Here is a 14,705-nt window from a genome sequence, read left to right as displayed (position 1 = left end):
TTCACGGCGACTCGCGCCGCGTCGCTCCCGGCGTCCCGTGTCGCTGGGGCCAGCCGCGCGCATCCACCTGGATGCCGGGCCCCATGCCGTAGGACTCCAGCTTCCACACGCCGTCGCGCTCCAGCACGACGAGCAGCTTGTCCTCGAAGAAGGACGCCCCCGCCACCACCGTCGGGCGGCCCGGCAGCGGGCACATCAGCAGCTTCTGTCCTCGCGCGAAGAGCTGGAGCCACACCTGCCGCCCATCCGGGCGCGTCGCGTCCGAGAGCACCCCCACCGCGCCGCCCTGAATCAGTGTCGCGTCGTGCAGCGAGCCGGGCAGCGCGGTGAAGGGCAGCGCGTCCACCTCCCACGCCATCTGTCCCGTGGCCGAGTCCACCGCGCGAAGCACCGTGCGATCCTCCTCGGGCGTGCACGGCAGGCCATCCGCGCGGTCGCAGGACTGGGCGAACAGGTAGCCGGGAGACCCCTCCGCCGCGAGCAGCGCGGGCTCGGCCAGCGGAGTCAAAGTCCGCGTGCCCGCGTCCCAGTCCACCGCCACCTGCGTACCGCCGTCCGTGGACACGAAGGCCTGGGTGCCCACCAGCAGCGTCCCTCCCGCCACCGCCAGCGACGCGCGCCCGCCCGGCACACCCCCGTCGCCGAGCGCGGAGATGATGACTTCCGTGCCACCGTCCGGCTCGAGGTCCGCGCGCTCCAGCCGTCCATCCACCGTGTAGCGATAGGCCGAGCCCTCCACGTCGAGCGCGAGCCGGGCCTCACCGCGCCAGGGCTCCACGGGCCCCGCGCGCACCACCGAACCCGCATCTTCATGCCCCGCGAGCCAGACCCACCGCGCACCCTCCGGCGCCAGCGGCGGCGCCACTCCGCCATCCGCGCCCGCGTCCAGCACAGGGCCCCAGGCCACGTGCGCGACCACGTCTCCGTCTGGTGTCAGCGCGACCTCTCCCGCTTCCACGTGCCCCATCCAGGGCCCCGCATCCGAGGGCGCGCCCAGCGACGTCCAGGGGGCCTCCCACTGCCGCGCGCCCGGACCCCGAGGGGCATAGGACTCCAGTCCCTCCGAGGCGAGCACCACCACGCCCGCATCCGACGCGGCCAGCAGCGTGCGGGTGCCACCGTCGGGATAGGGCGACTCGTAGCGCAGCAGACCGCCGTGCGTGAAGGAGACGAGCCGGCAGCCCCCGTCACCCCCGCACACCGAGGTGAACAGCGCGCCCTCCTGGACGAGCAACGCGGGCTGGCCCATGGGCTCCCCTCCCAGGTCCTGGCTGAAGTCGACCGGGAGGTCTCCCGCGTCGGGCTTCTCACACTCGCCATCCTGGCAGGTGCCCTCACCCTGGCATGCGGTGGCGGGCGCGCAGAGCATGCCATCCGGCGTGGGCAATTCCTTGCACGAGCCCCCGAAGCACAGGTTGGACTTCTTGCAGTCCACCGGCCCGCACGGGACGAAGTCCTCCGCGTCCACCTCCTCGCAGCCGTCGTCGCGGTCGCACACGCCCACCTTGCATGGGTTCTTCGGCACCGGACACGCGACGGGCGCCGTCACGCAGCCCAGGGTGGGCGAGCACGCATCCACCGTGCACGGGTTGTCGTCGTCACACGAGCGGGGGGTGCCCACGCACGCGCCCGACTCGCAGCGGCCGTTCGCCTGGCAGCGACTGGTGGGGATGCAGGTGGCGCCGTCCTCCAGGGGCCGCTCCACGCAGGCACCGGAGTCCAGGTCGAAGCGCGACTCGTGACAGGGACTGGAGGGGACGCAGTCGAGCGGCCTCACCCCCAGGCCCATGAGTCGAACGGTCTCCGTGCGTCCCGCGCCCGTCAGCGTCAGCGTGCCCTGCGCCGCGCCGTTGCCCGCGAGGAAGTCCACGTCGACGGTGGCCTGGCCACTGCCCGGCACCGTCACCTCGGCGACGTCCACGGAGAAGGGAGAACCCGAGGAGGCCGTCACGGTGACGCCGGCGCGCCCGGTGGCCAGCAACGTCACCTGACGACGCGTGAGGGAGCCCTCCAGCGCCCGGCCGAAGTCGACCTCTTCCTCCTGGGGACGGAAGCCCTGGCGCGCGCCGCCCACGCCCGGGTCATCTCCACAGCGGCAGCCCGCCACGGACAACACGAGCGCGACGAGCAACGAAGTCCCTGGATGGATGCGCGAGGCCATGGAGGCGACTCAACCGCGCCGGGCCCTGGCCGCGCAATGTCGGTGTGGGAGGCCGTCCGACTGAAGACTCAGGGCTCGGAGGCGGGCGCGCGTCGCCGAGCGAACATGCGCACCAGCACCGCCACCACGCCCACCACCACCAGCCCCAGCACCGCGTACTGGTAGCGGCTCATCAACGCCGACAACTTCTCGAGGTTTCCGCCCACCGCGGCGCCCAGCGCGAGCACCAGTCCGGTGTGCGCCATGGCGGACAGCGCGCCCAGGCCCAGCGCGTTGACGCGAGGCATGCGCGCGGCGCCCGCGGCGATGAAGATGAGGCCTCGGATGCCTGGAAGGAAGCGGTTGGCGAGCAGCAGCCATGGCCCGTTGCGCCGCATCCGGGACTGCACTTGCTCCAGGCGGGCGTGGGTGATGCCGAAGTAGCTGCGGCCCGGGTGCGCATCGAAGCGCCCCGCCAGCCAGTGGCCGACCATGTAGTTGATGGCCGCGCCCACCACGCTGCCCGCCGTCACCACGAGGAAGACGAGCACCCATGGGTGCGCGCCGCGCACCGCGTACACGCCGCCCAACAGGGTGATGGTGTCTCCGGGGAAGGGTGGGACGACGTACTCCAGCGCCGCCGCCAGCCCCAGCACCAGCAGCCCCAGGGGGCCGAGCGCTCCGATGAGCTGGTCGATGTATTCCACCATCCGCGCGAACGACCTCCTCCGGGTGCCAGACACCCGTCATAAGGCAGCACCCGTGAAGGGGAAAGCGTGGGTGGTCGATGGTGAACAGAGACAGGTGCGCGGACGCGAGGAGACGTCGGCTATGCTCCGCGCCCACCGCCATGATTCTTCCGCGCTATTGGGACAGGCTCACCGCCACCCTGCACGCCGTCGACCTCCACCGAAGCCCCGAGGAGGCGTGGCGGTTCCTCGTCTACCAGGGGTTCACGGAGGACTCGGCGGAGGGACTGCGGTTCTTCGAGGACGTCGTCCGTCAGAGCCGGGAGATGGACCACCCGACCGGTAGCAGCCCGATGGGCTTCATCGCCACGGAGCTGATGCAGGAGCGCCTCGTGGAGCCCCGCCACCCCAGGGACCCGGATGGCCGCTCCTCGAACCGCGCGTTCCGCCTGTGGAAGCGCAGGGCCCTACCCGCCTGAGTTCTCGGGCGTATCGCGCACCGCCAGGAGCGCGAGCGAGGTCCCTCCGGGGCGAAGACAGACGACGCCCACGCCCTCGGGCACGTTGAACTGGTACCACGTACAGGCGCCCCAGCGCTTCTCCAGGGCATCACCGGCCCACGAGGCCGGGAGACCCCCGAGCCCCTCAAGCGTGCGCCACAAAGCCAGACGCCCATACGCCGCGCCCAGCGCGCCCCGCCATCCTCGCGCGCCCGACACCGCCAGCGCATAGAGCGCCTCCGCCACGTCGGCCAGCCGCGCCCGCTCGCACACGACGGCGGTGGCGTCCTTCAGGAGCGGCAGGTCCAGGTCGACCAGCAGAGAAGTCACGGTATCGGCGGGCGCCTTGGGCAGCGCGGGGCGCAATCGGAGCACCCGCTGGTCGACTTCAGTGGGAGGGCCCTCCTCACCACGGCCCTCGACGACGGCCGCGAACCCCGGGGGCACGGGTTCGTCGTGCGTCACCAGCCGGACGTTCGGAGTGGTGTATTCGTCGTCGTCGTCCTCGCGAGACTTCGCGGCCCTCAGCTCCGCGAGCGAGTCCGCCGCCGAGGCGACATCGTCAGCCCCCAGGAGGTGCCCCAGCGTGGACTCCCAGCGATTGCGCCGCGGTGGCAGCGCCGCCAGCGGGTGTTCCCGCCGCGTCAGCTCCGCTTGGAGTTCTTGCACACCCGGCGCCGACGACAGGTCCGCGCCACGCATGACGTACTCCTGCACGCCGCAGGCGAACAGCTCGAGGAGGTCCTCGGGCCCCAGGCGATGGGACATGAGTTCCACGAAGCTCGACGCGGAGCGATGCGTGGCCAGCAGCGCCGCCAGGTCCTGCTCGCGTCGCGCGGCGGAGTGCCGCCCCTGGAAGCGCGCGGCGCGAGGTTGCCGGGCGACCTCCAGGAGGGCCAGGGCACTGTCCACGTCCTGGCCCTTGGCCAACACCTCTTCGAGGTGGTCCGACAGCGCATGCAGCCGCCACCGCGCGTCCACGGGCGTCGAGGCCTGACGCGCCTCCAGTTCGGCCGCGAGAGCCACCAGCGTCGGGCAGGCACTCTCTTCACCCAGCCGCTCCAGGCGCAGCCGGGCCTCGTTCAAGCCCTCACGGGTGTCGATGTCGTCGAGGAACGCGCTCACCGTCGAAGTCATGGAAGGAAAGCCTACAAGGAAAAACGCGGGCGTGGACCGACAAGCGGAGTCCGGGCTGGGCTCCGCGGTGTGTGCACGCCCCGTCCCGAACACCTCAACAATCTGGGTCACAACGGAATGTCACGACCAGCTTGAACGCGTGCCTCCGTATGCGTTGCGGGGGGCACTCCTTCATCCCTGAGTCGAACCGCGCCCCCTCCGCATGGCACTCGCATGCCTGGTCGCGAGTTCATTCGTCGTCCACCACGAAAGCCCACCATGTCTCGACCTCCAGAGACCCGCGCACGCGCGTGGCGTCTCAGCCAGTCTGTATTGATATTGCTCACGGCCCTCGCCGTCGGCCCGGTCTTCGCGGCCCCGGCGAGCTCCGCCATCAGCTCCCAGCAGGAGCCGAACCTGCTGCCTCCACCTGGATGTCCCGACTGTGAGCCGGACCCTGAATGTGTCGCGGAGATCTGCGACGGGGAGGACAACGACTGCGACGGCCAGATAGACGAGGGCGTCAAGCGCAACGTCTATCGCGACGTGGATGGGGACGGCCACGGCACCGGGGCCGCGCAGCAGGGCTGTCTGGACCATGGCTGGGTCCTCAACAACAACGACTGCAATGACGCAAACGCCTCCATCTGGCAGGCCGGTCGCTACTACAGGGACGCGGACGGAGATGGCTACGGGGCACCAGGAAACTGGATCGACTCCTGTGGCCTCCCCGCGGGCTACGTCGCGGACGCCACCGACTGCAATGACGGCAATTCCACCATCAAGCCGGGGGCCATCAAGCAATGCGGCCAGGGAGCCTGTGCACGGAGCGTCCAGGCCTGTGTCAACGGCGTGGAGCAGGCCTGTGTCCCCTATGCCGCCTCCGCCGAGATTTGCGACCGCATCGATAACAACTGCAACGGGCAGGTGGATGACCTTCCCCCCATCTCCTGCGGCACGGGAGCCTGCCAGCGCACCGTCGCCGCCTGCGGCAACATCTGCGAGTGGGTGGTAGTCCAGGACGGCAAGCCGCCCGTCGAGTTCTGCGAGTGGGGTGACAACGCCTGCACGCCGGGCGTCGCCAAGGCAGAGACCTGCAACAACGTGGACGACAACTGCAATGGCACCATCGATGACGGGGTCCAGCTCACCTACTACAGCGACAACGACGCGGACGGCTATGGTGCCGGCGCTCCGATTGGCGCGGGCTGCAGTGTGCCGGGCGGCGCTTCCTCCAACAGCCAGGACTGCAACGACTCGAACTACGCCGTGAAGCCCGGGGCGTTGAAGCACTGCGGCCTCGGCGTCTGCGCCGCCAGCGTCCAGGCGTGCGTCAACGGCGCGGAGCAGACCTGCATCCCACGCCCATCCCAGCCGGAGATCTGCGACAAGTCAGACAACGACTGCAATGGGCAGGTGGATGACCTCCCGCCCATCAGCTGTGGCCAGGGCGCCTGCCGGCGAACCGCCCCCGCCTGTGGCGAGCTGTGCGAGTGGGTGGAGACCCATGACGGAAAGCCGCCCGTCCAGGTCTGCGAGTGGGGCGAGCACGGCACCTGCACCCCGGGCGCGCCCACGGCGGAAGTGTGTGCCAATGGCCTCGACGAGGACTGCACCGGCTTCTCCGATGACTCGAGCAACAGCGCGGCGTGGCTCACCTTCTATCCGGACCAGGACCACGACGGTTACGGCACGAGCTGGGGCGAGACCACCACGTGCCGCCAGCCCGCGGACACCTCCCGGGCACCGGGCGATTGCGACGACACGCGAGCCGACATGAAGCCGGGCGCCGCCGAGGTCTGCGACGGCATCGACAACAACTGCTCGGGCACCCTGGACGAGTCCGGGGTCTGCGACCAGTCCCTCTGTCAGTAAATCCCTTTCGACGCACCACGGTCATTCCCACATGAGACACGATTCAGAATCCCCGCGTCCGCCGGGACGCCGCAAGCGGTTCGCGGCGAACCTCACGCTGTTCTTCTATGGCGCCCAGTTGCTCACCAGCTGCGGCCCCTCGCTGACTTCCTCCTCTGGAGACGAGGATGGGCAGCCACCATCCCAGACACGAAGCGCGCTCCTGGACGTCCCCATCGAGCTGCGCTCCGACACGATTCTCGACACGGCCTTTCCCGGCACGGAGGCGCCCGGAGTCACGGCCTTCACGGCGGATGTGACACCGAGCGGCTCGGCCACCGTGTCGCTCCCGCTCTGGGTTCCTCCGGGGCGCGCGGGCCTCCAGCCCTCGCTGTCGATTGTCTATGACAGCAATGCCAGCGACGGGCTCCTCGGCCCCGGCTTCAACCTGGCGGGGTTGTCACAAATCACGCTGTGCCCCAACTCGTTCGCACGGGACAACGCGCTGCACTCCGTGGACTTCATGCCGGACGAGGGGCTGGCCGCGAAGAACCGCTACAGCAGGGCCTGGTGCCTGGACGGCGTCCGGCTCGTTCCGGCCGGCGGTTCCGACGCCCGGGCCTTCAAGACGGAGCACGACACGTACGCCTCCATCCGCATCCCGGAGGGAACCACCCTCCACGCGCCTGACACCTTCGAGGTTCGGGGTCGCGATGGGCTCATCCGGACCTACGGCAAGGGGCCGGGCTCGCGCGAGGACGCACTCGTCAAGGGCATCCATTCGCAATACGAGCAGGGGCCCAACGAGACCATCCAGACCGTGAACAACAACACGGTGCGCATCGCCTGGGCGCTCGCCTCCATCGAGGACCGCTTCGGCAATCGGATGGAGGTGTTCTACGACCAGGCGCCCCTCGGAGCTCCGTCCGGTGCGTGGCACCGCCCTTCCCGCATCGTCTACACGCAGTTCCGCGACGCCTCGGGCTCCATCGAGCCGGGCCAGCGCGAAGTCACCTTCGACTATGAGGCCCGGACGGATGTCTTCACCGGCTATCTGGCGGGTGTGAAGGTCGGCCGCGACTTCCGGCTCTCCCGCGTCAACATGAAGGGCCCCGGGTTTGCCCCAGGTGCCAGCACCCTGTCGCAGGTGCTGCTGCGCTCCTACAAGCTGAAGTACTACCTGGGAACCCTCAGCAAGCGCAGCCTCCTGACGGAACTGCGGGAGTGCGATGGCAAGGACATCTGCAAGACGCCCGTGCGCTTCGAGTGGGAGCAGGGCTCGTGGGACTTCCAGTATCCGCCGGCCCAGAGCGTAAGCGACGCCGCGGCGGGCGCGGGCCTGAATGCCTTTGGCCTGGGCGCGGGACGTCAGGGCCTCGCGTACTTCGTGCGGTCCGACATGACGCTCGAGGAGGAGCTCGACTTCCATGCCTCCAACGGGGTCACTGAGTTCACGCAGCAGAACTGGCGAGACACGATGCGCCTGTTGCAGTTCCCGGACGCCGCGTCCCCCTCGCTCGAGGCGTCCGACGTCACGGGGCTCTCCCTCTGGCACCCCTGGTTCAACATCCAGGGCACGGGCTGGCTGGAGGACATCTGGGACAGCATCTTCGGGAACGACAACCCGGGCGAGTTCTGTGGGAAGCGCAACGAGCGCGGCCTCTATCCGATGGTGACGGACTGGGATGGCTTTGGCCGCTCCAGCGTCACGCCGCTCTCCTGCTTCTGGACGGTGTTCTCCGGCTCTCCATTCCCGGCGCCCGCGTATGCGCATGCCAACCGGGGGTCCGCCGAACTCAAGGTGGTCGGCTCCGAGCCGAACTCCCAGTATTGGATTGACGTCGACGGCGACGCCCGCAACGAGCGCGTGTGGATGGGGCAGCACGAAATCGACCTGACGGGAGACTCCGACTCGACGGTGACCGCCAAGCGCCGCGTCGTCGTCGACAGGACGGCGCGCAACCGAATCACCAAGATGTCTCCGGTGGGCTACTTCCAGGCCGCCCGGCTCGGCATGCGCGTGGTGGACCTGGATGGAAGCGGGAAGATGAGCATGCTGGGCGTGGGTCCCAATGGGAACGCGTTCCTGGATGCGCTCACCTACCGGGAGGTCTCGACGACCAACGTCAACGAGGCGGAGCTGAAGGTCGTCCCGACCTCCGTGCGCACGCCCTTCACGATGCCAGCCCTCTTTCCGTCGCTCTACGCCTCCACGTTCGACTTCGTCGACGTCAACGGAGACGGCCTGCGGGACGCGGTGGCGCTGGGGGTGACGAGCATCTCCGACCCGGCCATCAAGCTCCGGGTCCAGTTCAACACGGGCAAGGGTTTCACCGAGGTCCGGGAGACCGTCATGCCGAGCAACATCGCCACGATGCTGCTCGGCGCCAAGACGGAGCATGGCGACTTCGACGGCGATGGCCGGGTGGACTTCGCCATCTTCAAGAATGGCAGCCCGGTGCAGTTGCTGCTCGCCGGTCCGCAGGGCGACTTCACCAACTATGAGAACCTGTCGATTGTCCCGAGCGGCGACAACAAGGAGTGGGCGCAGGTCATCGACACCAACAACGATGGCCTGCTCGACTTCACGTTTCGCCAGGGGAACAACCTTCGTGTCGCGCGTCGCATCAAGGCGACCGACGTGCTCAAGAAGGTGCACGGGAACATCCAGATTGCCAGCTACCTGGGCTTCTCCGGCCTGAGCTACTCCTTCGAGTACGCCCCGCTCTCGCAGGGAAATCCGCACGGAGACGTCACGCCGCCCGAGGCGTTCTACGCCCGGAGCTACGTGGAGACCGCCACGAAGCCGTGGCTGCGCCTGGCCTCCGAGTCGATGCGCGTCGTCTCGCGCATGTCGCTCAACTCGAATGACCAGCAGGTGCGGAGCTGGCGCTATCTCTACCGGGATGGCCTCTCCGATACCCGGGGCCTGGGCTGGCTGGGCTTCGGTCAGCGCATCGTCGTGGACGAGGTGACGGGCGCGCGCACGACGACGACGTACAACAACCAGCACTCGGTGGACAGCACGCTGGACCGCAAGGCCTCGGCGCCCCTGGCGCACTTCCCACAGGAGGAAACGACCGAAGTCGCCCTGGATGCCAACACGAAGCTCCAGACGAAGCGGACCTGGACCTATGCCCTGACTCCGGCGACCCACTCCACAATCTGGCAGCAGTACGCCCGTCGCGTCGTGGAGACGGTGCGCGAGTTCAAGGGTGGCGCCGAGACGGTGGTGTCGGAGAGGGAGTCGCTCACGGAGCTCGACGACAAGGGCAACCCTGTCTACAGCACGACCCTCACGCACAGCGCGGGCAAGACCGAGCAGGTGAAGGTCGTCACCACGGGGAGAGGGTTTGACTCCACGACGTGGCTGCCCACCGGACTGTGGACTGTCTCCAGCGCGTGGCAGTCTTGCTCCAGGGCACTGGAGGTCGGCTGCACGGGCCCCGCGGACGCGGCGAACACCCGGACGCAGCAGGTCACCTACGGCACGAAGGGGCAGGTCGAAAGCACGGAGCTGGAGCCCTCGCGTTTCGAGGAGGTCGTGACTCCGACGACGTCCGAGACGTACCTGAAGACACGCTTCGAGCGGAACGAGCGGGGCCTGGTCCAGCGAGTCGTCCAGCAGGGCCGTGAGACGGAGCGTGCGGAGTCGGTGACGTACGACACCGTCGACCAGACGCAGGTGGCCACGTCCACCGACGCGGGAGGGGCGACGTGGCGATACCTGTACCACCCTGGCATGGGTGTGCTCGCGCAGACGGCGGACCCGAACGGCGTGAATACGCGCTACCAGTACGACGGCTTCGGCCGCCCGCGCGTGGTGACGCCGCTGTACATGGGGCCCTCCGTGGCGCCGGCGGACCAGTCCATCGTTCGCACGTACTACGAATGGAATGGCCCGTTGCCGCAGCACCGCACCCAGGTGGCGACGGACACGGGGACGGTGGATGAAACCATCACCCGCTTCGACACGCTGGGCCGGCCCGTGGCGACCCAGGGAGCCCGCTTCGATGGACAGCCGGTGACCTCCAGCGTCACCTATGACGTCCAGGGGCGTGTGCAGAAGTCCGAGGCACCTCGCACCAACACCGAGCAGCCAACGTGGGAGTCCTATGAGTACGACCCCCTTGGCCGCGTCACGGCGCGCCGCTTCGGGGACGGGACGACGGGGCCTTCCGGAAAGCTCCTGGAGCGCATCGCGTACACGGTGCCCGCGCCCTACTCCACCCAGACGGTGGTGACGGACGCCATCAACCAGGCGAGGAAGACGCTGCTCGACTTCCGCGGGCTGATGGTGCGGTCGACCGAGGCGGTGGGGACCTCGAAGGAGGCGACCATGACGTATGGGTATGGTCCCTTCGGTCGGCTGGAGTTCACGGATGACCCGCAGGGCCATCGCAGCGCGAACTTCTATGATGGCTTCGGTCGGCTTGAGCGGACGGTGGACCCGAACGCGGGGACGCGGACCTTCCTCTACAACGCGTTTGGCGAGGTGAAGAGCGACTCGGACGGCCCCGTGGGCATGCCCGGCCTCATCACCACGTCGTACGAGCGGGACGTGCTCGGCCGGGTGCGCACGGCCACGAACGAGAAGGAGAGCCTGTCCTATCTCTATGACCAGGGCCCGGGTGCCATCCGGCGCCTGTCGCGTGCGACGCGTACGCCCACCGGCAACCCCGCGGGCGTCGTCATCACGAATCATGTCTACGACGACTTCGGCCGCGAGACGAACACGTCGCAGGAAGTCGCTGGCGGCACGCAGGTGATGAGCCGGCAGTATGACGCCTACGGACGGGTGAGCCGGCTCACCTACCCCGTCATGTTCAACGGGCAGCCGGTGTCGATTGGCTACTCGTACACCTCGCGAGGCGACCTCTCGAGCATCTACCGGACGAACTCCATCACCAGCTACTGGTCGGCGCTCGCGCGAGACAGCGGGGGGCGGCTGACGCAGGCGCGCTATGGCAGTGGGGTGGTGCGCGACTTCCGCTACGACACCATGGGTCGTCTGCGATTCCTGGACGCGAAGCGCAGTGGCACCAACGTCCAGCGACTCGCCTACGAGTACACGGACAATCACAACCTCTCCGCCCGCCACGACCTCATGGTCGGAGCGACGGAGAAGTTCACCTACGACGCGTTGGACCGGCTGGAGCGCTGGAAGGTCCAGCAGAACTGCCAGACGCTGGACGTCCAGTTCCAGTACGACGCGCTCGGCAACCTGCTCAGCCGCTCCCCTGTCACCGGCTTGGAGCCGACGTCCACGCTGAACTACACCCTGGGCGCGACGGGTGGACCGCACGCCGTCAAACGGGCGCAATTCGGAGCGGACTCGCTCACCTACGAGTACGACCACCGGGGCAACCAGACGGCCTCGCGCGACGTTTCGAACAACGAGGTCCGGACCGTCACGTACACGCCCTTCGATTTGCCGGAGTCCATCACCCAGGGGGGCAAGACGGTCCGCTTCGACTACGACGCGTCCGGAACGCGCGTGCGCAAGCAGAAGAGCGACGGCCTGGAGGAAGTGCTCTATGTCGGCGGCCTCTACCAGCGACGCAAGCAGGGTCTGACGACGACGCACGTGCTCAGCATCCCCAGCCCCGAGGGCATCATCGGAGAGCTGTCGTGGGACGAGGGGTCGAGCACGGAGAGCGCCCGGTACTTCCTCAACGACAAGCAGGGCAGTCCGGACACTGTCACCAACGCCGCGGGCGCGGTGGTGGAGCGCATCAAGTTCGAGCCCTACGGCGGACGACGAGACGCGACCAACCTGTTGCAAGCGTCCAGCGCGAGCTACAGCGGCGCGAAGCGGGGCTTCACCGGGCATGAGCAGGATGAGGAGCTGGGTCTCATCAACATGCGCGGGCGCATCTACGACCCGCGGTTGATGCGATTCATCAGCGCGGACCCCGTCATCGCGGATGCGGGCTCGGTGCAGGCGTACAACGCGTACTCCTATGTGTTGAACAACCCGATTCGCTACACGGACCCCAGCGGGTACACGCCCTACGGTGGAACGCTGGTGGGTCAATGGGGAGGCAGCTCGGGCGGTGGGTATGTGCCGGGACCGAACCTGGTGGCGGAATCACTGCTGCGGCACGAGTCCGCACCGGGGGCCACGCCGTTCCTGCCCTCGGTCGACCTCCGTGTCCCCAGCGTGGAGAGTCTGGATGACGCGAAGGCGCAGCCGGATGCCCACCACACGAATGACATCGGGCAGAGCTCTGGCGAGTCCAAGGCCAGCCTGACGTCGCTGATGACGACCGCCGCGGGGAAGATAGGGGCCGCCTACGACCAGTTCCCGTGTGGCTTGTCCCTCGGGTGCCATGTCGGCAGGTCCCTGGCCAAGGGCCAGCTCGACAGCATGGTCGCGGCCGCGACGTCGTATGAGCGCTACGAGCCTGTCAGCAAGCTCGCCGCGGTCAGCTACGCCGTCAACGAGTTCATCCCGTTCGTGACGGCGGGAGAGAGCTATCTCCAAACCAAGTCAGCCTGCGGCAACGGAGAAACAGGCGGCTGCGTCGTCGGCGCGGGGAAGACGGCCTTCTACACACTCGCCTCTGGCGCCAGCATCTTTTCCATCCTCGAATCGGGAGGCGGCGTTGCATCCGTGCTCAGAGCCCCCGTCACGAAAGTTCGTGGCGTGGTGGACGATGTTGCTCGAGCCTTCGGGACTCGAGCCCCCCCGCCCAGTGGCTCCTTCTCCATGACCAAGAACGCGGCAGGTGGAGAGGTCTGGACCTCCAATGGGGAGATCATCCAGTTCCATTTCGCCCCGCACGTGAATGACGCCCTCACCAAGGGAGATGTACACATTCTCTCGGGGGCTCACGGCTCACGCGGGGGCAGAATCACTCCGGCGCCAAATTTTCTCAGGGATGACAAACTTCGTTGGAGAAAGAACCCCAACGTGAAAATCCATGACATCACCAAGATGACGCCCGACGAAATCACGAACATCCTCCGAGGCGAGGGAACCATCGTCGGCGGCTTTTGCTATAGTGATATCTGCCTCGCACCCTTCAAGTAGACACGACATGACCGAAAAGAACTTGAGAGAGTACCGAGCAATCATCCTGCTCGAGGGCCCCGCTCAGACTCAGCCGGGTCTGCAGGTCACCGTGATGGCAACTGACGGTGACGAAGCCTACACGCTTCTCGAGGAGAAGTATGGCGACGGCACCGTCTTCGACCTGCACAATGAAGAGGATGCGAGCACGATTCGATAACCCTGCCGGCTGAATGTTCGGCTTGGAGTAGCTGAGGCTGGGCTCGCGATCTTCCAGGTCGCGGGCCCTCCTCCTCGGGGTAGGCACAATGGGCGTCCTCCCATGCCGTCCTCCGGTCGCCCATCCGTGGGAAGACGTGAGCACTGGCACCGATTCTGGGAAGCAGCCAGAGGCCAAGAGCCCGCACCGTCCAGACAATCCGCCGATTCAGCCTGAATCCCCGCCCTACCGGACTGGCCTGCCGACGCGCATCCTCGAACAATCGCCCGCCTTCAGCGGGCCCATCGAGGACACGTCATGGCCCATGAACACCTCACTCACTCCGCCCACCACATCGTGCCGGGCTTCGGTGCCGACCGAGCCGCCCACTACGACGCCCAGGCCGCCATCAACCTCGCTGGCGCCCAGGCCATGTATGAGCTCGGTGTCAGCGCGCTGACCGCACAGCTCGACGGACAGGAGGCTGCCTCCCTGCTGTTCGTGGGCATGGGTACGGGCACGGAGCTGATGCCCTATCTGCGCTTCGATGTTCCCGGCTGGAGCTTCACGGGCGTGGACCCGTCCGAGGCCATGCTCGACGTCGCCCGTAAGCGCCTGGAGGCCGAGGGCCTGCTTTCTCGGACGCACCTTCACGTGGGTGAGCTGCGAACCCTGCCTCCCGGCCCACCCTTCGACGGCGCGCAGATGATGGGGGTGCTGCACCACGTGGAGGGCGAGGAAGCCCGCCTGGAGCTGCTGCGGGAGGTGACCCGGCGACTCAAGCCCGGAGCGCCTTTCGTCGTGGGTTGCCGCGTCGGCAATGACCCCGAGCTGACGAACGTGGAGTTCCGGCGGCTACGGGCTCATGGAATCCCCTCCGAGGCACTGGTGCAGCGACGCAAGCGTATGGTGGAGATCCGCCCCATCGAGTCCGATAAGGCCATGTTCGCGATGCTCGCACGAACCTCACTGGTGGCGCCGCGCCCCATCTTCGTCTCCTTGCAGTTCAAGGTGTTCCTCACCCGCTTCGAGCCTGGAGGAAAGCGCTGAAGCCCTGTCAACGACGCTCGTAAGCGAAGGGCAGGCGCGCATCGCGGGCCGCACCTGCCGCGCCATCGGGATCGACCTCCACAGAGGTGGAGCCAGGTCGAAGAACGTTCCTCCTCTGGATTCACGTGGGCGTATACTGGTC

8 protein-coding genes are annotated in these 14,705 nt (G+C 67.8%); 5 read left to right on the top strand and 3 right to left on the bottom strand.

All coding sequences use genetic code 11. The features are described from left to right. Position 1 precedes the first annotated feature (1 nt). Together HUA76_RS13200 and HUA76_RS13195 are read right to left on the bottom strand one after the other, a co-directional pair. Positions 2 to 2,161, bottom strand: a complete 2,160-nt coding sequence (locus HUA76_RS13200; protein WP_174461019.1) for a hypothetical protein — start codon at positions 2,159 to 2,161, stop codon at positions 2 to 4. 68 nt (positions 2,162 to 2,229) lie between these two features. Beyond that, complete coding sequence (locus tag HUA76_RS13195; protein ID WP_141640569.1) at positions 2,230 to 2,850, bottom strand: DedA family protein; 621 nt, start codon at positions 2,848 to 2,850, stop codon at positions 2,230 to 2,232. A gap of 140 nt (positions 2,851 to 2,990) precedes the next feature. Between HUA76_RS13195 and HUA76_RS13190 the strand changes: the two genes are divergently transcribed. Next, a complete protein-coding gene (locus HUA76_RS13190; RefSeq protein ID WP_141640568.1) occupies positions 2,991 to 3,308 on the top strand; it encodes a hypothetical protein in 318 nt (105 codons plus the stop codon). On the opposite strand, the gene HUA76_RS13185 is transcribed toward HUA76_RS13190, so the two are convergent. Beyond that, positions 3,297 to 4,466: a DUF6183 family protein gene (locus HUA76_RS13185; protein WP_174461018.1), complete on the bottom strand. Its 1,170-nt coding sequence runs from the start codon at positions 4,464 to 4,466 to the stop codon at positions 3,297 to 3,299. The genes HUA76_RS13190 and HUA76_RS13185 overlap by 12 nt on opposite strands. A 258-nt stretch (positions 4,467 to 4,724) precedes the next feature. Here HUA76_RS13185 and HUA76_RS13180 point away from each other — a divergent pair, with 258 nt between their 5' ends. The 4 genes from HUA76_RS13180 (at position 4,725) to HUA76_RS13165 (ending at position 14,563) form a co-directional block, all read left to right on the top strand. Further along, a complete protein-coding gene (locus HUA76_RS13180) occupies positions 4,725 to 6,320 on the top strand; it encodes a putative metal-binding motif-containing protein (RefSeq protein WP_174461017.1) in 1,596 nt (531 codons plus the stop codon). 31 nt (positions 6,321 to 6,351) lie between these two features. Continuing rightward, positions 6,352 to 13,335, top strand: a complete 6,984-nt coding sequence (locus HUA76_RS13175; RefSeq protein WP_174461016.1) for an RHS repeat-associated core domain-containing protein — start codon at positions 6,352 to 6,354, stop codon at positions 13,333 to 13,335. Between the two features lie 7 nt (positions 13,336 to 13,342). Then, positions 13,343 to 13,534 (top strand): hypothetical protein, encoded by a 192-nt coding sequence (locus tag HUA76_RS13170; protein WP_174461015.1) that lies wholly within the window; start codon positions 13,343 to 13,345, stop codon positions 13,532 to 13,534. A 297-nt stretch (positions 13,535 to 13,831) separates the two neighbouring features. Next, entirely contained in the window at positions 13,832 to 14,563 is a 732-nt protein-coding gene (locus HUA76_RS13165) for a methyltransferase (protein ID WP_174461014.1), read from the top strand. Positions 14,564 to 14,705 lie beyond the last annotated feature (142 nt).

The organism is Myxococcus sp. CA056 (genome assembly GCF_013336715.1).
GTDB classification, from domain to species: domain Bacteria; phylum Myxococcota; class Myxococcia; order Myxococcales; family Myxococcaceae; genus Myxococcus; species Myxococcus llanfairpwllgwyngyllgogerychwyrndrobwllllantysiliogogogochensis.
This window is presented reverse-complemented; position numbering and strand designations above follow the sequence as displayed.